Annotated in this window: 20 protein-coding genes; 12 read left to right on the top strand and 8 right to left on the bottom strand. The window is 33.2% G+C overall.

Annotated features, from left to right (window positions below):
* From KLA_RS12790 to pepE, 4 genes are all read right to left on the bottom strand, one after another.
* Window positions 1-814, bottom strand: an 814-nt coding sequence (locus tag KLA_RS12790; protein WP_034646271.1) for a hypothetical protein, incomplete at its 3' end; no start/stop codon positions are given.
* Window positions 815-1,182: 368 nt separating this feature from the next.
* Entirely contained in the window at window positions 1,183-2,340 is a 1,158-nt protein-coding gene (locus KLA_RS12785) for a gliding motility-associated C-terminal domain-containing protein (RefSeq protein WP_034646270.1), read from the bottom strand.
* A 1-nt stretch (window position 2,341) separates the two neighbouring features.
* Entirely contained in the window at window positions 2,342-5,251 is a 2,910-nt protein-coding gene (locus KLA_RS12780; RefSeq protein ID WP_034646269.1) for a beta strand repeat-containing protein, read from the bottom strand.
* Window positions 5,252-5,380: 129 nt separating this feature from the next.
* Window positions 5,381-6,073 (bottom strand): dipeptidase PepE, encoded by a 693-nt coding sequence (pepE, locus tag KLA_RS12775; RefSeq protein WP_034646268.1) that lies wholly within the window; start codon window positions 6,071-6,073, stop codon window positions 5,381-5,383.
* Window positions 6,074-6,220: 147 nt separating this feature from the next.
* Here pepE and KLA_RS12770 point away from each other — a divergent pair, with 147 nt between their 5' ends.
* From KLA_RS12770 to KLA_RS12730, 9 genes are all read left to right on the top strand, one after another.
* On the top strand, window positions 6,221-6,958 hold the full coding sequence (locus KLA_RS12770) for a hypothetical protein (RefSeq protein ID WP_013620190.1): 738 nt from the start codon (window positions 6,221-6,223) through the stop codon (window positions 6,956-6,958).
* Window positions 6,959-6,961: 3 nt separating this feature from the next.
* On the top strand, window positions 6,962-7,729 hold the full coding sequence (locus KLA_RS12765) for a carboxypeptidase-like regulatory domain-containing protein (protein WP_051456106.1): 768 nt from the start codon (window positions 6,962-6,964) through the stop codon (window positions 7,727-7,729).
* 16 nt (window positions 7,730-7,745) lie between these two features.
* Window positions 7,746-8,465 (top strand): carboxypeptidase-like regulatory domain-containing protein, encoded by a 720-nt coding sequence (locus tag KLA_RS12760; protein WP_051456105.1) that lies wholly within the window; start codon window positions 7,746-7,748, stop codon window positions 8,463-8,465.
* Between the two features lie 7 nt (window positions 8,466-8,472).
* On the top strand, window positions 8,473-9,210 hold the full coding sequence (locus KLA_RS12755; protein ID WP_034646266.1) for a carboxypeptidase-like regulatory domain-containing protein: 738 nt from the start codon (window positions 8,473-8,475) through the stop codon (window positions 9,208-9,210).
* Window positions 9,210-9,968: a carboxypeptidase-like regulatory domain-containing protein gene (locus KLA_RS12750; RefSeq protein WP_034646265.1), complete on the top strand. Its 759-nt coding sequence runs from the start codon at window positions 9,210-9,212 to the stop codon at window positions 9,966-9,968. The genes KLA_RS12755 and KLA_RS12750 overlap by 1 nt, the downstream gene beginning before the upstream one ends.
* A gap of 83 nt (window positions 9,969-10,051) precedes the next feature.
* Window positions 10,052-10,552, top strand: coding sequence for a DUF6702 family protein (locus tag KLA_RS12745; protein WP_034646277.1), 501 nt, complete (start codon window positions 10,052-10,054; stop codon window positions 10,550-10,552).
* Window positions 10,553-10,611: 59 nt separating this feature from the next.
* Complete coding sequence (locus KLA_RS12740) at window positions 10,612-12,921, top strand: M1 family metallopeptidase (protein WP_013620184.1); 2,310 nt, start codon at window positions 10,612-10,614, stop codon at window positions 12,919-12,921.
* A gap of 99 nt (window positions 12,922-13,020) precedes the next feature.
* Window positions 13,021-13,302 carry a twin-arginine translocase TatA/TatE family subunit gene (locus KLA_RS12735; protein WP_034646275.1) on the top strand — a complete coding sequence of 94 codons (282 nt, stop codon included), beginning with the start codon at window positions 13,021-13,023 and terminating at the stop codon, window positions 13,300-13,302.
* A gap of 3 nt (window positions 13,303-13,305) precedes the next feature.
* Entirely contained in the window at window positions 13,306-13,866 is a 561-nt protein-coding gene (locus KLA_RS12730; RefSeq protein WP_013620182.1) for a phosphatase PAP2 family protein, read from the top strand.
* On the opposite strand, the gene KLA_RS12725 is transcribed toward KLA_RS12730, so the two are convergent.
* Window positions 13,844-14,485: an O-methyltransferase gene (locus KLA_RS12725; protein WP_034646264.1), complete on the bottom strand. Its 642-nt coding sequence runs from the start codon at window positions 14,483-14,485 to the stop codon at window positions 13,844-13,846. The two genes, KLA_RS12730 and KLA_RS12725, sit on opposite strands and share 23 nt — an antisense overlap.
* A 60-nt stretch (window positions 14,486-14,545) precedes the next feature.
* Here KLA_RS12725 and kynU point away from each other — a divergent pair, with 60 nt between their 5' ends.
* Window positions 14,546-15,820 (top strand): kynureninase, encoded by a 1,275-nt coding sequence (kynU, locus tag KLA_RS12720; protein ID WP_034646263.1) that lies wholly within the window; start codon window positions 14,546-14,548, stop codon window positions 15,818-15,820.
* On the opposite strand, the gene KLA_RS12715 is transcribed toward kynU, so the two are convergent.
* Complete coding sequence (locus tag KLA_RS12715) at window positions 15,821-16,519, bottom strand: hypothetical protein (RefSeq protein ID WP_034646262.1); 699 nt, start codon at window positions 16,517-16,519, stop codon at window positions 15,821-15,823. It abuts the gene before it with no gap.
* Between the two features lie 119 nt (window positions 16,520-16,638).
* Here KLA_RS12715 and KLA_RS12710 point away from each other — a divergent pair, with 119 nt between their 5' ends.
* Window positions 16,639-17,187 (top strand): ClpP family protease, encoded by a 549-nt coding sequence (locus KLA_RS12710; protein WP_013620178.1) that lies wholly within the window; start codon window positions 16,639-16,641, stop codon window positions 17,185-17,187.
* A 163-nt stretch (window positions 17,188-17,350) separates the two neighbouring features.
* Window positions 17,351-18,694: an FAD-dependent oxidoreductase gene (locus KLA_RS12705; protein WP_034646261.1), complete on the top strand. Its 1,344-nt coding sequence runs from the start codon at window positions 17,351-17,353 to the stop codon at window positions 18,692-18,694.
* Window positions 18,695-18,744: 50 nt separating this feature from the next.
* Here the strand turns inward: KLA_RS12705 and KLA_RS12700 are convergent, their stop codons facing one another.
* Both KLA_RS12700 and KLA_RS12695 read right to left on the bottom strand, forming a co-directional pair.
* The gene (locus KLA_RS12700; RefSeq protein ID WP_013620176.1) at window positions 18,745-19,524 is read right to left on the bottom strand and encodes a zinc ribbon domain-containing protein; all 780 of its coding nucleotides are present in this window, start codon (window positions 19,522-19,524) and stop codon (window positions 18,745-18,747) included.
* A 4-nt stretch (window positions 19,525-19,528) separates the two neighbouring features.
* On the bottom strand, window positions 19,529-20,623 hold the full coding sequence (locus KLA_RS12695) for a Nif3-like dinuclear metal center hexameric protein (protein WP_034646259.1): 1,095 nt from the start codon (window positions 20,621-20,623) through the stop codon (window positions 19,529-19,531).
* Window positions 20,624-20,648: the final 25 nt, after the last annotated feature.

The following is a 20,648-nucleotide window of genomic DNA, read 5'->3' as shown; positions in this document are numbered from 1 at the left end:
TATCATTTTGTAAAGCTGTAATAGCGTTAGTGGCTGCTGTTTCGTTTGCGTCAACATCAGTCTGTACCGCAGCAATTGCGTTAGTTGCCGCAGTTTCGTTGGTATCAACATCTGCTTGTACTGCATTAATAGCGTTTGTAGTTGCCGTATTGTTAGCTGTTAATTCGGTTTCCGTAACAAAAGTTCCGTCTAAATCTTGCGACAATGTTCCGTCTGCATCTGTAATTTCTAAAGCAGTACCGTTTAAAGTAAATCCTGTGTTTATTTCGTTAGAGGCATCCGCATCCGCGTCATCAACATTTAAAACTACAGAGCCACCATTTTCTAAAGTTAGATTACCAGATGTTCCATCTGTGCTAATAGCTTGGCTATCAGTTCCTGTAAAATTTACTGGAGTACCATTGCCATTAGCGTAACTAAAAGTTCCGTCTCCGTTATCTGTTAATTGAGATTTTGTAATGGTTACCGTAACGTTATTTTCATTTGTGTAGGAAAACGTACCATCGTTATTATCAAAAATAACAGTATTTGTTTCATTAAAAGAACTAGTGTCACATAAAGATTGCCATAGAATTCCGTTGTATTGAAACATACAATTTTCATCTGTGTTGTAAACCATAGCACCCGTTAAAGGTGTAATAGCTGCCATTTGAGCATTAGTAACCCTAGTTAATATTAATACTTTGTCTGTACTTTCTAACTCTAGTATGGAGGAGGAGTGAATAGTATTTATATCATTACCTATTTTTACTTGCCCAAAAGAGTATTGAGCTAAAGCAAAAAAACTGATTAATAATAATTTGTTGATTTTCATAAGTATACGTAATAGTTAACAGTTGTAAATTAAAAAAATAAATACTTGAAAGGTAAAGTTTGTTGTAAAACAACCTTTATTGTATGCGTGACAGCTACTTATAGATATATGGTTGGGTACACCTGTAACTGTTTTAAGACCTTATCTTTTGTAGAGTTAAGTTTGGTTTTATTATAAAAATACAATAAAAAGTGTGGTTTTTACGTATTTTAATAGACTTATTTTCTTACTATTTTATTTTGAATTGTGGCTGTATTTCTCTGTAACCAGTTGATATTGATAGGTTAGCGAAAATTGTAAAACAAAAAAACAGACCCTTAAGGATCTGTTTTATGTAATAAATAGTAATGATTTGTTAACTTAAATTTTTAATTGCCTGTGTCTGTGAGGTATAAAAAGCCTTGGTATTCTAGTTGAAGATCATCTAAAAAGACCAAGTAAAAATATATGCCACTAGGTAAGCCTGCATTTCTTTGGTAAATAGTATTGCTTGTATTGCTGTAACCATTAAATTCACCGTTGTAATTGTCTTTTTCAAATACCTTAAGTCCGTTTCTGTCGTAAATACGAAGACGATTGTTTGGAGATTCTTCTAGCTCTGGTATTACAAGATTGTCATTTATACCATCTCCATTAGGACTTACGTAGTAATTATCTAAATCTAATAATTCTGTTGCAACAGCCATTTTAGCCAATGTAATAACTTCATAATCATTAGGTACAAAGGTTTCAGATGTAACTGCACCTTGGTTAAGGTCTCCAATAGGATCTACACTACCTAAATTAACCCACCTTCTTTGAGTTCTGTGCCAACCGGCAATACCTACTTGATAATACTCATCTACTAGGTTTGCAATATTGCTACGGTTGTTCCAAGAGATACTAACGGTAGATGGTAGGCTACTATCTATATCCCAAAACTCAGTAGTGCTCACAGCTCTAACTTCTTTTTCTTTATTATTGGTGTTAAAACTAGTTGTAAAGGTTGATGGCAAATTTGGATCTTCAAAAAAGTAAGCACATTTGGCGGTGACATTTTCGCTTTGAGACTGTAATGTTAAAGGTCTAATGTAACCAGAATCACCTACGGTAAAAAAGAAATTTTGTTTTTGTTCTACTAGCATATACCCATCTACTTTAGATAGGTTGGACTCGCCAACCGTAAATGCATTTTGAGTAAGTTTTAAGTTTTCTAATGGGTTGTTACGGTAGGTAACAAAGTCGCCATCTACTAAATTTAAAGCATTAGTAGCAGTAATAGAAGTCTCTAAAATAGCAGCACTAAAAGGCTTGTACATTTCTACATCATAAAAAACAGGAATAAACGCGCCAGTAACACTAGTTGTTACTTGACCATAAAAACCAAGTGTACCTAAATTATCCTGAAAAGGAGCGTTGTTAATTAGGTTGGTGTGCAACCCAAGTGTACCAGTATCATGTATGCGTATGCTACCATTGTTATACATAGCATTTTGTGCTACGGCAACAGAACTACAACATAAAAATATGTAAAGTAAGTTTTTCATACTAGTTTATTTGTTGCCAGTTAGTACCGTCATATTGCAATTGAGTAACACCTACAGGTAGTGTTGATATTGGAGTTGGACTAGCAGAAGGAATGTAAGAGACTGCTGGAGTAATAGCAATGTTCCCACCAGTTAAGTTTTTCAAAATTAATACTTGACCTAAACTAGCAGATGCAGGAAAAGTAACATTCGTTACAAGTCCTGAAAAAATAACGGTGTGTTCATCAACCTCAAGAACAGCTGTTGTACCTGTATCAATATTTCTAATTCGTGTTGAAAAAGCACCGTTTACAGTAACGTTTGTATCACCTGAGTCCTCTTCAATTTTAAGAGCTTGTGTGCCTCCAACAGAAAAACCAATTTCATCGGCTGCTGGCCTATACATACCAGTGTTGGTATCACCTCCTGTGTAGAAGCTATAAGCAGGTGTGTTCGCAGTACCTTGTGAAGAAGCAAAACTTTCAGATCTTATTTCTCCTGATACTTGTAATTTACTAGTTGGCGAACTAGTTCCAATGCCAACATTTCCACTTCCAGTGAAGGCAAAATCATTTCCATTTAAATTATAAGTTCTTGTTGGAGCTGATTGAGTCATATCTCTTGTCTCCAAATTTCCAATAGTAGCAACTTCCGTGTCCACATATGTTTTAACAGCATTTTGTGTAGGGTATAATGTTGATGAAGGTGAAGCAGCTCCTAAGTCAACTGCGTCAGATTTATTACTTAAATTTTCTTTATCATTCTGTAAAGCAGTAATATCTGTATCGTTGTTCGTAATGTTAGTGGCATTTGCATTTTCTGCATTTGTAGCTCTTGTAGTTTCGGCAGCTAAAGCAGCTGTAGCTGCTGTTCCAGCAGTTGATATGGCATCATCTACATAAAACTTTGTTGCTGCATCTTGTGCATCAGTAGGGTCTAAAACGTTGGTTAGTTTTTGTGAGCCTATAGATAAGTCGCCCGTTGGAACAGCAAAGCCTGATAAAGAAATAGTTGCTTTGTCTAATTTATTATCATCAATTGCTGCGTTTGCAATTTTGTCTCTAGTAACATTTGCATCAGTAATTTTATCTGTAGTAACTGCATCTGTAGCTAGTTCATCCGTATTAATTCCGCCTGCACTAACATCTAGTGTTAATGGATCTGTAACAGTTCCTGTACCAGAAACAGCAAGTGTGCCATCTGTTGGGCCAGTAACTTCGTTACCAATTATACCATCTGTTTCTGCAGTAGTTAAGGTAGCAGCATCAACTAAAACCCAATTTGTGCCATCCCATTGCATTAATTGTCCTAGTGTAGTACCATCGGCTAATTTTGTTAGTGTAACATTTGCATCTGCTATTTTGGTAGTTGTTACTGCACCATCAGCAATTTCATTAGCACCAACAGCACTTGGGTTAATTTCTAAAGTAACGTCATTTAAAGCTGCATTTGTACCACCTGTAACATTTAAGTCTGTAGAAGTAATGTTACCATCACCCGTTAAGGCAGTTACATCTACATCTAAAGCACCAGTAGTTGTATTTTTAGTTAATCCAGAACCAGCAACATCTGTATTTATTTTTATAGCAGTTACTGCATCATCAGCAATATCTAGTGTTGCTATTGTGCCATCTAAAATATTTTCTGTTTGTACAGCATCATCCGCTAGTTTAGTATTTTCAATAGCATCATCTTCAATCTTAACAGTAGTAACATTTGCATCTACTATTTTTACTGTTGTTACTGCATCATCAGCAAGTTCGTTTGCACCAACAGCACTTGGGTTAATCTCTAAAGTAACGTCATTTAAAGCTGCATTTGCACCACCTGTAACATTTAAATCGGTAGACGTAATGTTACCATCTCCAGTTAATGCAGCAACATCTACATCTAAAGCACCAGTAGCTATATTTTTAGTTAATCCAGAACCAGCAACATCTGTATTTATTTTTACAGCCGTTACTGCATCATCAGCAATATCCAATGTTGTTATTGTACCATCTAAAATATTTTCAGTTTGTACAGCATCATCCGCTAGTTTTGTATTTTCAATGGCATCTGCGGCAATTTTAACAGTAGTAACATTTGCATCTACTATTTTAGCTGTAGTAACGGCATCTGCAGCTAATTTAGCATCTGTAATTCCTCCATCAGCAACAGATATGCCAACAGTTTCTAAAAGTGCCCCAACACCAGTTGTACTACCCGTAAATTCTAAAGAAGCATCAACAGTTAAATCTTGTCCTGCAATGTTAGTAGCGTCTAACGTTCCCCATTCTACATTGGTACCTGTAGCATTTGTTTTTAAAACTTGGTTTGGTGTTGCACTAGGTTGTATTTTTACGGGTGTAACCGACTCGTCTATAAGATTATTTGTATTTACACTTGTGTCTCCTAACTCATCTACACCAATAGCATCATCTGCAATTTTAGTTCTACCAATAGTTTCGTTTAATATAGAGTCACCGTGTATTTGGTCTACTTCTATATTAACCGTATTACCATCGTCTGTTATTTTTATGCCACTAGAAAAACCTACACCACCAGAACCTGTATGGTTGCTTGTAAAAGCAGGGGTTTCAAACGTAATATCGTTACCAGCAGCATTTGTAAAGGTGTAGGTATTATCACCATTATCTACCAAATTAATATTGCCAGCATTTTCTGCTTCACATAAGTTTATCCATTCGGTATCATTATAATAGTGCAAACACCTAGTGTCTGTATTGTAAATAACAGCACCGTTTAGTGGTGTTATAGCATTCATTTGTAGGGTAGACATCCTTGTAATAACTAAAGCTTTACTTGTGCTCTCTAGTTCTAAAACCGAGTTAAAATGAAGGTTTTCAGGATTTTCGCCAATTTTTACTTGTGCTTGTATGCTAGTAAATAGGCAGGTACTTAAAAATAATCCAAAAATTAATTTTTTCATATAGTAGGGGTGTTATAATATGCAATTATGCATTACAAACAAAAATATGGTAAAGATGTGTTACCACCTAAAACAGTGGTTAAAAGACAATTTTTGTCCTATAAATGACATCTATGTAATACTTAATGTTTAAAATTGAATTGTTTTACTCTCGTAAGGAGCTTTTTGTGGTTCAAAAATACGAGCGGTATGTTTACCTTTTAGGCTAATAGTGTTGTTGTTAACTAATAAAAAACTACCTTCTCTTAGTCCAACTACTGGTGTGGTATTAAATACGTGAAACTCTTTTAAGCGTGTTTCTCTAGTTTCACCGTTGTGTTTGCTATTAGGGTCCGGATCTAAATAATGTGCATTTATGTTAAAAGGTACCAGTTGCATTGTTGCAAAACTAGGAGGGTAAACAATGGGCATATCATTAGTAGTATGCATACTAACGCCTGCAATGTTACTGCCAGCACTTGTGCCCATATAAGGTTTTCCGTTGGTAATATGCTCTTGTAAGTGTTGCATAGCATTTTGTGCATACAATTGCTGTACAAGTAAAAAAGTATTGCCGCCACCACAGAAAAAAGCTTGGGACTGGTTTATACCTTCTTGTGCAGTTGGGTACGTATGTAAGCCTACTATTTTTTTATCAATTTTTGCAAATGCTTTTGCAGCAATAGCAGTGTAATTGTCATGGCTAATACCACCAGGCCGTGCAAAAGGTATAAATGTTATGGTATCTACATCTTTAAAAAATAAAGCAACATCATCTAACAGGTACTCTAAGTAATTCTCTCCAAATAAGGTAGATGTGCTTGCTAATAATAGATTTTTCATACAGTATACTCTTTTCAGTTTTTTAGTTTTCTGGGTACAAATTAACAAAAGTTTAATGGTACTCTATTTTTTTTGAATGTAAATTGCATTTCATTATATTTAAAAGAAACTTAGAAAACTATTTTCTGGGGCTTAAAACTAACCTTTATGAAAAACAATTTACTAGCACTTTTTTTATTACTTACCACAGTGTCTTTATTTGCCCAAGAAAATGATAGAACACTTTTACGCGGAACCGTAATTTATAGAGATATAAATGTACCTAACTTAGACGTTATTAATGTAACTGCAGAAGATGCAACATTAACAGATAAAGATGGGGACTTTGAAATTAATGTGAAAATAGGAGACCAATTGGTGTTTACATCTTTTAATTACCAAATAAAAATTGTTTTTATTACTGAAGATATTTTAAAGAAAAACAGATTAGTAGTAGATGTAAATGAAAAAGTTACAGAGTTAGATGAGGTTGTGGTTAGTCCTGAAGATCAAGAAAAGTTTGTAGAGCTTAAAAACGAAGAATTTAAAGAAGTAGAATACGAAATAGACCGTACAACAACTGTTACTAACATAGCACAGTCTCAAATAGAACGTGGTATGGAAAATGGTATAAATTTTGTAAATATTTTTAAAGCATTAACTAAGTCTAAAAAGAAAAAAGATCCTAATGCTAAGGTGCCAGAAATTAAGCTTAGTAGAGTATTAAGACAGGTTTATGAAGATGATTTTTTTGTTAAAGATTTAGGAATACCACAAGATAAAATAGATAATTTTTTACAGTATTGTGATGACAAAATACCATCACAAACATTGCTTAAAAAGTCAAATGAATTTCAGCTTATAGATTTTTTAGTTACCCATAGCAAAGAATATAAAAAGCTATAAAGTTTGAGGAGATATATACTTTTTTTAAGCTTTTTAAGTGTATGTTTTTACGCAAATGCACAACAAGTCTATTACAAGTCTGTTAAAGGTGCAGTTGTAAGTAACACTCAAGAGGTTAATGGTGTTTATGTTATAAATACCACTAGCGGGCAAGCAACTATAACTAATGCTAATGGTTATTTTGTAATGCCAGCTAAGGAAAAAGATACGTTATTATTTTCTGCAGTACAGTTTAAAAAGAAACAACTTATAGTTACTAAAGCTATATTGGCAAAAAAAAATAACATTGTTTATTTAGAGGAAACTTTAGAAGAGTTAAATGAGGTTGTTTTAGATAACAGAACCTTTGTAACTGCCAAAAGTTTAGGTTTGCCAAATGCAGATGCTGTAGTGTTACCACAGAGTGAGCGTTTACTACATGATGCAGATCACGGACCAATGTTTGGAGGATTAAGTGTTAACGTAAATAAGTTGCTAAATGCAATTAGCGGGCGCACTAAAATGCTAAAAAAGCGTGTGGCAAGAGATAGGAAATACTTAGAAAGTCAGCAAATGCGAAACTCTTACGCAGATTCTGTTTTTGTAAAAGACCTTAATATTCCTAAAAACCGTATAGAAGAGTTTATGCTGTATTGTGAGTATGACAGTGAGTTTAACTCTATTGCAAAAGAAAAAAATAGTTTTATTATTTGGGACTTTTTAACACGCAAAAGCATTGCTTTTTTAAAAGAAGATAAAGAGCTTAAAATAGCTAAACAAGATAATAAATAACTTACCCTATATATTTATGAAATACATATGCACTTTATTGCTTTTACTTGTTACAGCGCAAAACACAAGCGCACAAACAAAAATAGAAACATTAAAAGGGCGTATTGTAAGTAATACACAAGATGTAGTTGGGGTTTATGTGCTAAACAAAACAACCAATAAGGGAACAATTACATCCAAAACCGGAAATTTTTCTATTCCGGTTAGTTTAAAAGATACTATAATGTTTTCTGCCGTTCAGTTTAAAAATAAAAAGATTGTTGTTACTCAAAAAATACTAGATTATAAATCCTTTTTGGTAAACTTAGATGAAACCTTAGAGGAGTTAAATGAAGTTGTTTTAGATAATAGAACTTTAATAACAGCCAAAAGTTTGGGCTTGCCTAATGCAGATGTAGAAGTTTTGCCATTGGCAAAAAGAGAATTGTTTGCGGCTAATAACGGAGATAATTACTTAAGCCTAGATCCGTTATTAAACTTTTTAAGCGGACGTACAAAAATGTTGAAAGACCGTATTAAAAGAGATGATATGTACGCGCGTAGTAAAGAGCTTAGGACTAGGTTTGTAGACTCTATTTTTTCTAAAAATTTAAAAATACCTGCAAGCAGAATAGAGGAGTTTATGTTGTATTGCGAGTACGACCCAAGATTTAAAGGAATAACAGAGAATAAAAATGAACTTGTTGTTTGGGATTTTTTAAGGCAAAAAAGCGAATTGTTTTTAAAATTTAAATAAGGTAGATATGACACGTTTTCAACTATTATTGTTTTTTATTATGCTAAGTCAAATAAACATAGCACAAAACAAAAAAGTTGAAACATTAAAAGGTCGTGTAGTAAGCAGTAAACAAGAAGTTGTTGGTGTGTATGTGTTAAACAGGTCTAAAAAAAAGGCTACTATTACCAACCCAAACGGAGATTTTTCTGTGCCAGTTAGTTTGCATGATACATTGTTTATTTCTGCAGTACAGTTTAAAAACAGAGAAATTATCATCACAAAAAAAATATTAGACTACAATACCTTCATCATTAATTTAGATGAAACCTTAGAAGAGTTAGATGAGGTTGTTTTAGATAATAGAACATTAATTACAGCTAAAAAATTAGGGTTGCCAGGGGCAGATGTAAAACTTTTAGATATTGATGAAAGGGCGTATGATACAGCAACAAATTGGTCTCCAAGTGATACTGTTTTTAGTATAGATCCTATTTTAAACTATTTGTTAGGTAATACAGCCAAGTACAAAGCAAGAGCAATGCGTAACAAACGCTATAAAGCAGGTCAATTTCTATATAAAAACTACTTAGATTCTACTTTTGTTAAAGAACTAAAAATACCAGAGCATAGAGTACAAGAGTTTGTTTTGTATTGTGAGCAAGATGAAGATTTTGATGCCTTTTCTAAGCAAACTAGTGAAATAATTATAAAGGCTTTTTTTAAAATGAAAAGTAAAACATTTTTAGTGTTAAATGATGAGTAATGAGTAAATTATTACTTTTTAGTATTTTAGTTTTTATCACTTTTACTACTGTGGCACAGCAAAAGCAGGTAGACTTAAAAGGTACTGTAACTAGTACTACAGAAGAAGTTGTTGGTGTGTATGTATTAAACAGAACTACAGAAAAAGGAACAATAACCAATTTAAATGGCTATTTTTCTATTCCAGTTCGTGTAAAAGATACCTTAGAGTTTTCTGCAGTCCAGTTTGCAAATAAAGTTGTAGTTGTTACAGAAACTATGTTAAAAACTAACAACTATATAGTGCCTTTATACGAGTCTGTAACAACCTTAAATGAAGTTGTAGTAAAGCCCTTTAACTTGTCTGGAGACTTATCTACAGATTTAAATAATTTACCTTTAAAACCAGTAGTTACTGGCAGAACACTTGGTTTACCTAATCAAAATGTAAAAATACTATCTTCAGATGAACGTGCACTGTACTCATCAATGTCTGGCGGACCAATTTTATCGTTAATAAATGCAATAAATGGACAAACCAAATTATTAAAGAAAAGAGTAGAGCGTAACCATAGATACCAGAAAACTATGCGCGTTAAAAGATATTATGCCGACTCTTTATTTGTAAATGAATTAAAGATAGAAAAGGATAAGATAGACTTGTTTATGTGGTACTGTGAGTTTAAAGATGATTTTCAGGCTGTAATAAATACCAAAGACCAGTTAAAAATTTGGGCTTACTTACGTAAAATGAGCGTAGAATTTAGATCAAAAAAATAAAAACATAACCCTATAAAATAAATAACTACACTATATATTTGGCACGCCAATTGCTTACTTTTGGTAATTGTAAATTACATATTATGCTTAAAAAAAGATTTTTATTATTGTTGTTACCCCTTTTTGCTTTTGTTGCCATACATAAATATTATGTGAGTGTAACTAGTGTAAAATATTCTGATAAAGAGCATACTTTGCAAATTACATCTAGAGTGTTCATAGATGATTTTGATGAGCTTTTAAAACAACGTTATGGTATAAAATCTAACTTGGCAACTAAAAACGAGAATCCCTTAGCAGAAGATTACATTAAAAAATATGTAAAACAAAAGTTTCATATTTACGTAAACGGAGAAGAAGTAGAAATTACATATTTGGGTAAAGAGTATGATACAGACAATATGGTACTTTATTTAGAAGTGCAGAACATATATGATAAAGATTTAAAAACGGTAGAAGTAGAGAGTACAGTGCTAACAGATATTTATGAAGAACAAAAGAATATTGTGCATCTTAAATTCTTAAAAAATAAAAAAAGTGTAGTGTTAACCCGTGTAAATAATAAAGGAATGTTAAAGTTTTAGAACTGCTTTAACAAATCGCTAAAAAAGTGTTAATTTTCGCCTACTTAAAACAATAGAAAATGAACAAAATTAACTACTATTTAGCTGCTGTTCTATTTTTGTTTGCCACTGTAATGGTACAAGCACAAGAACAAACAGAAAAACAAGCTGGCCACACCAACCAAAGTAAATTTAGACAAATGTACCAGGAGTTCTCAACTCCAAACACGTACAGATCTGCTTCAGGAGCACCAGGACCAGATTATTACCAGCAACAAGCCAACTACAAAATGGATATTGAGTTGGATGATAAAAACGCAAAAATATACGGTGAGGAAACTATTACTTACGTAAACAACTCACCAGACGATTTAGAATTTTTATGGGTTCAGTTAGACCAGAACGTACGTGAAAAAGGAAATAAATCAGCCTTAAGAAACAGTTCTGCTTTACAAGGAGCAATGCCAGTTGGGCAATTTGCCGGATCTCATATGAAAGGTGCAGAATTTGATGGTGGATTTAAAATTCAGCATGTAAAAGATGCAAATGGTAAAGATTTACCATATACAATTAACCAAACTATGATGCGTGTAGACTTACCTACACCATTAAAAAGTAAAAGTGAGGTTTCTTTTTCTATTAAATGGTGGTACAATATACCAGACCATACAGTAAGCAGAGCTAGATCTGGTTATGAGTTTTTTGAAAAAGATGGAAACAGAGCATATGTTATAGCACAGTTTTTCCCAAGAATGGCTGTTTATAATGATGTAGAAGGATGGCAAAACCACCAATTTTGGGGTAGTGGAGAATTTGCACTTCCTTTTGGTGATTACGAAGTAAACATTACCGTACCTGCAGATCATGTTTTAGATGCTACAGGAGTGTTACAAAACAGAAAAGAGGTTTTCTCTAAAGAAATGATGAAGCGTTATGATAAGGCTAAAAAATCTTTTGATAAGCCAGTAGTTATTGTAACACAAAAAGAAGCGGAAGCTGCAGAAAAAGGTTTTTCTAAAGATAAAAAAACATGGAAGTTTGTAGCTAAAAACGTTAGAGATTACGGTTTTGCAACATCTCGTAAATTTATTTGGGATATGCAAAATGTTAAATTGCCAAGTGGTAAAACAGCAATGGCAGTTTCTTTATACCCTAAAGAAGGTAACCCATTATGGGAAGAGTACTCTACTAAAGCAGTAGCGCATACTTTACGTTCTTACTCTAATCATACTTTTGATTATCCTTACCCTAAGGCAATATCTGTACATGCAAAACAACAAGGTATGGAATACCCAATGATTTGCTGGAACTACGGAAGACCAAATGAAAAAGGAGAATACTCAGACCGTACAAAATACGGAATGATTAGTGTTATTATTCATGAAGTTGGTCACAACTTTTTCCCTATGATTGTAAACTCAGATGAGCGTCAGTGGGGTTGGATGGATGAAGGTTTAGATACTTTTATGCAGTATATGGCAGAGCAAGAGTTTGGAGAAGCATACCCAGAAGCTATTGCACCAAATGCTAAATACCCATCTAGAAGAGGTGAGCCATCTAAAATTGTACCTTACATGGCAGGAGACCAAAACTTTATGGCTCCAATAATGTCTAACCCAGAAAACGTGTACCAATTAGGAGCAAACGCTTACGGTAAACCAGCTACAGCCTTAAATATTTTAAGAGAAACTGTAATGGGTAGAGAATTGTTTGATCATGCTTTTAAAACATACTCTCACCGTTGGATGTTTAAACACCCTACACCAGAAGATTTCTTCCGTACTATGGAAGATGCGTCTGCAGTAGATTTAGATTACTACTGGAGAGGTTGGTTCTATACTACAGATTACGTAGATATGGGAGTTAAAGGAGTTAAAAAATACCAAGTATCTAACAAGCCACCTAAGCAAATTAGAGATATTATGGAGCAAAGAAACTTAAAAATGAGTGACTTGCCTCCAATGGTTTTCTTAGCAGATATGGATAGTGAAGATTTTGATGCTAGCTTAAAAGGTAAAAACCCATCTGATGTTTCTACTACATTAAAAGAGTATATGATGGATAACTTAACACCTGCAGAAAGAGCAGCAGTTAAAGAACCAAAGTTCTTTTACGAGGTTACTTTTAACAAGCCAGGTGGTATACCAATGCCATTAATTGTAGAGTATACATACGCAGATGGTTCTAAAGAAAATGTTACTTACCCAGCAGAAGTTTGGAGAATGAGTGACAAAGAAATTAAAAAAGTAATTTCTTCTCAAAAAGAACTAGTAGGTATAGTTGTAGATCCTAAAGCAGAAACTGCAGATATAGACACAACAAACAATACTTGGCCAGCTAAAGAAACTAAGTCTGGTTTTGATAAATTTAAAGGGAATTTGAAGAAATAGTTTCAGTCCTAAAAACATAGAAAGCTCCACACTTGTTAATTATTCAAGATGTGGGGCTTTTTTTATGGTGCAAATAAAACTTCTGATTATATTTGTAATATGTATTCAACGTTTATCTTATTTATTAGCGGAGGCGAAATTTTCTTCATTATGTTTATTGTAGTGATGGTCTTTGGCGCAGATAAAGTTCCTGACATTGCAAAGGGCTTAGGCAAAGGTATGCGTCAACTTAAAGATGCTACTGAAGATATTAAACAAGAAATTACTAAAAGCGCAGAAAAGCAAGGTATAGATACCAGTTTTACCAAAGACATTAAAGATGGTGTTACAAAGGTAAAAGATGATGTAGAAGATATTGCTGGCGTTATTAAGAGAAAGTAATTTATGTTAGATAAACTATTGCAATGGGATAGGGATATCTTTATTTACCTAAACAATCTTGGCATTGAAGAGTATGACTCTTTTTGGTCCTTTGTAACCAATATTTCTAGCTGGGTGCCATTATACTTGCTATTTTTTATTCTAATTTTTTACAAACGCCCTAAAAAACAAGCATTGGTAGATTTTGCTACCGTAGTTTTGGTGTTTTTATTTGTATTGCTGTTAACCAACTTAACTAAAGATTTTGTGGGTAGGTTAAGGCCAAGTAGTGATACTACTTTAAGTAACCTTATACGTGTAGTAACCAAAGCTCACGGTTTTAGTTTTTTCTCTGGGCACGCATCATCATCATTTTCGTTAACAACTATAGTGGTATTGGTATTAAGAGATAAGTATAAGTGGGTTTATTTTGCTTATATATGGCCTTTACTGTTTTGTATGAGCAGAATATATGTTGGTGTACATTATCCTTTAGATATTGCTGTAGGTGCTTTAGTAGGTACAGTTTCTGCTTATTTGCTTTATAAACTAAGTAAAAAGCTTACAAAACCCTACTTAGTGTAAGTCCGTCTCTAATTGGTAATAAAACGGTCTCTACCCTTGGATCATCCTTTAAACCTTTATTGTAGTCTAGTAATATTTTTGTAGTTATATCTTTTGGACTTAGTGGTTCTACTACCTTACCAGACCACAATACATTATCAGACAAAATAATACCACCAGGTCTTGTTTTGGCTAGTGCAGCTTCAAAATATTTAGGATAGCTCTTTTTTTCTGCATCAATAAAAACCAAATCAAAAGTAACCTCTAGTGTTGGTATAATATCTAAGGCATCGCCAATATGCGCATCAATCTTATCTGCAAAACCACTTTTTTCAAAATACTTTTGTTGTATATGGCTTAGTTCTTCATTAACATCTATAGTGTGTAATTTACCATTTTTACGCAAGCCTTCTGCCAAACAAATAGCAGAGTACCCTGTGTAAGTACCAATTTCTAATATATTTTCTGGAGATATAATTTTAGACAACATACTAAGTACACGTCCTTGAAAATGCCCTGTTAGCATTCTTGGTTGTATAACTTTTAAATGAGTTTCTCTAGTAAGCTCTGTTAAAACTGTAGGTTCATTTTCAGAGTTGTTAGTAATGTAGTTTTCTAGTAATGATGATAAAAAATGCATAAAAAAGTTTTTGCAAAAATAGTTATTTTGATTTCTTATTTTTGAATAAAAATTAAATAGATGCAGTTTAAAAATACTTTAGAGTTTGCCAAAGAATTAGATGTTAATGATGCTTTAAAAGGATATAGAGATCAGTTTTATTTTCCTAAAATTAATGGTAAAGATGCTATTTATTTTACAGGAAATTCTCTTGGGTTACAGCCAAAAACAGCACAAAAATTTGTAGATGATGTAATGCAAGATTGGGCACAACTTGGAGTAGAAGGGCATTTTTATGCAGAAAAATCATGGTGGGATTATCATGAGCGTTTAGCAGCGCCAATGGCTACATTATTAGGAGCAAAAACTAAAGAAGTTTGTGTAATGAATACATTAACTGTAAATCTTCATTTTTTAATGGCTTCATTTTACAGACCTACCGCTAAAAGGTTTAAAATTATTTGCGAAGAAAAAGCATTTCCATCAGACCAATATATGTTAACCAGTCAGGTTAAATTTCACGGTTTTAACCCTAAAGACACTATAGTTGAGGTTAAAAAACGAGAAGGAGAACATTTTTGGCGTACAGAAGATGTTGTGGCTAAAATTAACGAAGTAGGAGATGAGCTTGCACTTGTATTAATTGGTGGTGTAAACTATTACAACGGACAAGTTTTTGATATGGAAACTATAACCAAGGCAGGTAAAGATGTTGGTGCTTTTGTAGGTTGGGACTTGGCACACGCAGCAGGTAATATAGAACTTAAATTAAATGAGTGGAATGCAGATTTTGCATCATGGTGTAGTTACAAATATATAAATAGTGGTCCGGGTAATGCATCTGGTATTTATGTTAATGAAAAACATTTGGCAGATGATAGCATACCTAGGCTAGAAGGTTGGTGGGGATCTAAAAAAGAAACACGTTTTTTAATGAAGCCAGAATTTGAGTCTAGCCACACTGCAGACTCTTGGCAAGTAAGTAATCCACCAGTTTTGGCAATGGCTCCTTATTTAGCATCTTTAGAAATGTTTGCAGAAGTTGGTATGCCAGCTTTAATTAAAAAGAGAAATGTAATAGTAGCTTACTTAGAGTTTGTTTTGCAAGAAATAGATAAAGAAGTAGAAACAGCCAATTTTGAGATTATTACACCAAAAGAAAGAGGTACACAATTGTCTGTATTGTTACACGGGCAAGGAAAAGAGTTGTTTAATTATTTAATGAAAAACGGAGTAATAACAGATTGGAGAGAGCCAAACGTAATACGTTTAGCTCCTGCACCATTTTACTGTTCTTTTGAAGATATGTACCGTTTTGGACAAATTTTAAAAGAGGGTATTTTACAAAGTAATTAATTACTTGCTAATACTTTTTACATCTGTAAAGTAAAGTTTAAAATTGCCTTCGGCATTCTTATGGTCTAAGGCAATTTTTAATCCGTTTTGTTCTGTATAATTTTCCCAAGTAGTACTCATAGACGGTTCTGCTGCATTTGCTTTTCTGTACACCCATTCTTTAATTAAATAATCGTCTTCAAAATAAAAATCATAAGCATCACCAGGAGTGTAACCACCATCATTACCATATACAATAGTTAATTTTTGCATTGGTTTTTTACTAATTGGTGCCTCTTCATTTTTGGTAGTTGTAAATGTAATATTGTCTTTATCCCAAACAAGATTAAATGGGGCTAGCAGCCAATACTTGTCATTAATAAAACCAGCATTAGTTTTTTTAGCAATAGAGTCCATAGAAGCTCTATTGTAAGCTAACGTATCTGTTGCAGAAATGGCTAAAACATCATTGCTTTTTGTGCGCCAGTTCCAGCTACGGTTAAAGTGGTTTTCCCCGCGGTCTACGTTAAAAGTAAACTGTATTTGTGTGATGTTTTTCCAGTTTTTAAATCCGTGAGCATTAGCAACAGAATCTAAAATTGTAAGCTCTTTTTTTACAGGTTCAAGTGTTTCTTTAGGAGTAACAACGTCTTCTTTTTTAGTTTCCTTACAAGAAATAAAAAGAGTTGTAGCTAGTATAAAAGTGAATATTTTGCGCATAAGATTTAATTTTTTAACAAAGATACTATGTTTTGTAGTATGTTTTATAGATTGATGAAACGTAGCAACGTACTTTATAAATAAATTGATTATTTTTGATGTAAATAAGAAATTAGGCAATGAGTTCAAAAAAAGGTAAAGTTCAAGAAGCAATTGATGAAAAATTGTTGAATGAAAGAAAAGTGTTTTTGTGGGGAATGGTTAATGATGACTCTGCAAAGCACGTTATAGATCGTTTATTGTATTTAGATTTACAGGGAAATGAAGAAATACAGTTGGTTATAAATAGCCCAGGAGGTTACGTAACATCTGGTTTTGCTATTTATGATACTATAAAGTCTTTAAAAAGTCCTGTTTCTACAGTTTGTACTGGTTTAGCAGCATCTATGGGGTCTATATTACTTTCTGTTGGTGCTAAAGGAAGACGTTTTATACAACCACACGCACAGGTAATGATTCACCAACCAAGTGGTGGCGCAGGTGGCCAGGCTTCTAATATAGAAATACAAGCAAAAGAAATTATAAAAACTAGAGAGTTAAGTGCTAAAATCTTAGCAGATAATTGTGGTCAAGACTTTGATAAAGTGATGAAAGATTTTGACAGAGATTACTGGATGAATGCAGAAGAATCTGTAGCCTACGGAATTGTAGACGGAATTTTAGAATAAAGTTTACTAAAGTAAAAAGTCCTTCATAAAAATATAATTGTGAAGGACTTTTTTATATGTAGACGCTTAACGCGGATGTGTACTATATACGAGTTATTTGCACTGCTTAGATGCTTGTTTGCATAACTTTAACATTCGTTATCACCTCTTTATAACAAAAAATATGTCACAATCTCCAAAAGACATTGCCATAGTTGGCTCCGGATTAGTTGGTTCTTTATTAGCTATTTATTTAAGAAAAGAAGGACATAAAGTTACTGTTTTTGACAGAAGACCAGATATACGTACGGTAGAATTCTCAGGAAGGTCTATTAATCTAGCAATGAGCAATAGAGGTTGGAACGCATTGCAGCAAGTAGGCTTAGAAGATGAAATTAAAAAAATAGCCATACCGTTGTACCAGCGTGCAATGCACGTAGATGGTGTGCCTTTGTACTACCAGAAATATGGTAAAGATGATGAGGCAATTTGGTCTACATCTAGAGGGCTTTTAAATAGAAAAATGATAGACTTGGCAGAGGCCGAAGGAACAAAATTTCGTTTTTCTGAAAAAGTATGGGATGTAGATTTACCTGAGGCAAAAATTTATACAGGAGAAACAGAAAAAGGAGTTTGGGAAGAGTATAAGTTTGACTGTGTTTTTGGTTGTGATGGCGCGTTTTCACGTGTACGTCATAAAATGCAAAGACGTAGTAGGTTTGATTATTCGCAGGAATTTATAAAAGTAGGTTACAAAGAGTTGTCTATTTTACCAAATGAAGATGGTACACATAAATTAGATAAGCACTCTTTTCATATATGGCCACGTGGCAAGTTTATGTTAATAGCTATGCCAAATATAGATGGTAGCTTTACCTGTACGCTTTTTATGCCTTTTGAGGGAGATATATCTTTTGAGAGTATTACAAACAAGGCAGAGGCTAAAGATTTCTTTTCTACGCATTTTCCTAATGTTATGCCAGATTTAGATAACCTTATTGGAGATTTTTTTAAAAATCCAACTAGTGCAATGGTAACTATGAAATGCTTTCCTTGGACTTATTGGGACAAAGCAGTGCTTGTGGGCGATTCTGCGCACGCTATTGTGCCTTTTTATGGTCAGGGTATGAATGCTGGTTTTGAAGATATTTATGTGCTTGCAAATATGCTTAAAAAATATCCAGATAATTGGACACTTGCTTTTGAAGAGTATGAAAAAGAGCGTAAGCCAAATGCAGATGCTATTGCAGAGCTTAGTTACAGGAATTTTGTAGAAATGAGTAGTAAAACTGCAGATCCTATGTTTTTACTACAAAAAAAGATAGAGAAAAAATTTGCGGCAGAATACCCAGAAAAATGGTTACCTGTATATTCTAGGGTTACCTTTAGTAACAGGCCGTACGCAGAAGCGTTAGCGTTAGGGGATGAGCAAGAAGCTATAATGAAAAAGATAATGCAACTACCTAATATTGAAGAAAAATGGGATAGTGAAGAAGTTACCAACAAAATAATAGAATTGCTTAAATAAAAAAAGACCGCTAATTAGCGGTCTTTTTTTATAATCATAAAATGCTATTTCTATAATTTAGAAAACATTTTTTGCATTCTTTCATTTTCTTCTTCTGCTAATACAGGGTCTACTAAAATTCTACCACTGTGCTCATCTGTAATAATTTTTTTACGAGCAGCAATCTCTACTTGTACTTGTGGTGGTATAGTAAAGAAAGAACCTCCAGATGCACCTCTTTCAATAGGTACAACAGCTAAACCATTTTTAACATTGGTTCTAATTCTAGTATAAGCTTTTACCAAACGCTCTTCAATCTGATTTTGAAAATCTTCAGATTTTTTAAGTAAGGCTTTTTCCTCTTTTTCAGTTTCAGCTAAAATTTCGCTTAATTCACCTTTTTTGTGTTTTAAGTGAGACTCCTTAGCAGCCAAACGCTCTTTAGTGTCAGCAATAACTTGCTTCTTTTGCTCTATTTGCGCTTTAAATTCTTTAATGTTTTTTTCAGCCAATTGAATTTCTAATTCTTGGAACTCAACTTCTTTAGATAAAGAGTTAAACTCACGGCTGTTTCTTACATTTTTTTGTTGTTCAGCATATTTTTTAATTAGGCCTTTAGATTCCTCAATTAAATTTTTCTTAGCTGTTATTTCATAATTAACTGTTTCTACATCAGTTTTTAATTTGTCCAATCTAGTTTTAAGTCCTAAAACTTCATCTTCCAAATCTTCTACTTCTAACGGGAGTTCACCCCTAACGTTTCTTATCTCATCGACTCTAGAATCAATTAATTGCAAGTCATATAATGCTCTCAATTTTTCTTCTACCGTTGCTTCTTTCTTTTTTGCCATATTTTTAAAAATACTTGATAGGATTTGTAATACTCTCCGATAAAGAGATTGCAAAATTAGGAATTTTTTTTGTAAGTATCTCTACTAAAAGATTTTTTGTAAACTGCTCTGTTTCAAAGTGTCCTATATCTGCTAGTAATATTTTGTTTTCTGCCTCGTAAAATTGATGATATTTTAAGTCAGCTGTAATAAAAACATCAGCGTTTACAGCCTTTGCGGCGGCTATTGCAAAAGAGCCGCTTCCGCCTAGTACAGCTACTCTTTTTATTTTTTTATTTAATAAATTAGAGTGCCTAATACACGCTACATTCATTTTATTTTTAAGATCATTAAGAAAATCTACCTCATTTAAGGCGTTTTCTAGTTCACCAATCATTCCCATACCAATATTTTGGTTTGTATTTTCTAGGGTGGTTATTTCATAGGCAACCTCTTCATAAGAGTGGTTTTTTAGTAAAGTTTGTACAATTTGCTTTTCTTTTGCTTTTTCAAAAGTTACGTTAATTTGTACTTCTTCATCAGTTTCTGTTTTGCCAATTTGGCCAACTGTTGGGTTGGCATTTTGGTTAGGTTTAAAACTGCCTATACCTACGGTAGTAAAACTACAGTTGCTATAATTACCAATATTACCTGCTCCTGCAATAAATAATGCTTCTTTTATTTTGTCAACTTCGTTTTTAGGTGCGTAAGTAGTTAACTTTTTTATTGTACCTTTTTGTGGTATTAATATGTTGGTGTTGGTAAGTCCTAAAACTTCACAAATTTTTGCATTTACACCTTTGTTACTATTGTCTAAGGCAGTGTGCATACTATAAATTGCAATATCATTTTTTATAGCTTTTAAAACCACACGCTCTACGTAATTAGCACCAGTAATTTTTTTTAGACCAGAAAAAATAATAGGATGAAAACTTACTATTAAATTACAATTTTTAGCAATTGCCTCATCTACAACATTTTCTAATGTGTCTAAAGTAACCAATACGCCAGTAACTTTTGTGCTAGCGTTACCAATTAATAGGCCTACATTATCAAAATCTTCTGCGTAATTTAGCGGCGCAAAATCTTCAATAATGTTTGTAATATCTTTTACAGTCATTTTTGATTGCTTTTATGAATATCAA

The sequence above is a fragment of the Cellulophaga geojensis KL-A genome, from assembly GCF_000568425.1.
In the GTDB taxonomy this organism is placed as follows: domain Bacteria; phylum Bacteroidota; class Bacteroidia; order Flavobacteriales; family Flavobacteriaceae; genus Cellulophaga; species Cellulophaga lytica.
Note: the sequence above shows the minus strand (reverse complement) of the source record. Positions and strands in the feature narration are given on the sequence as shown.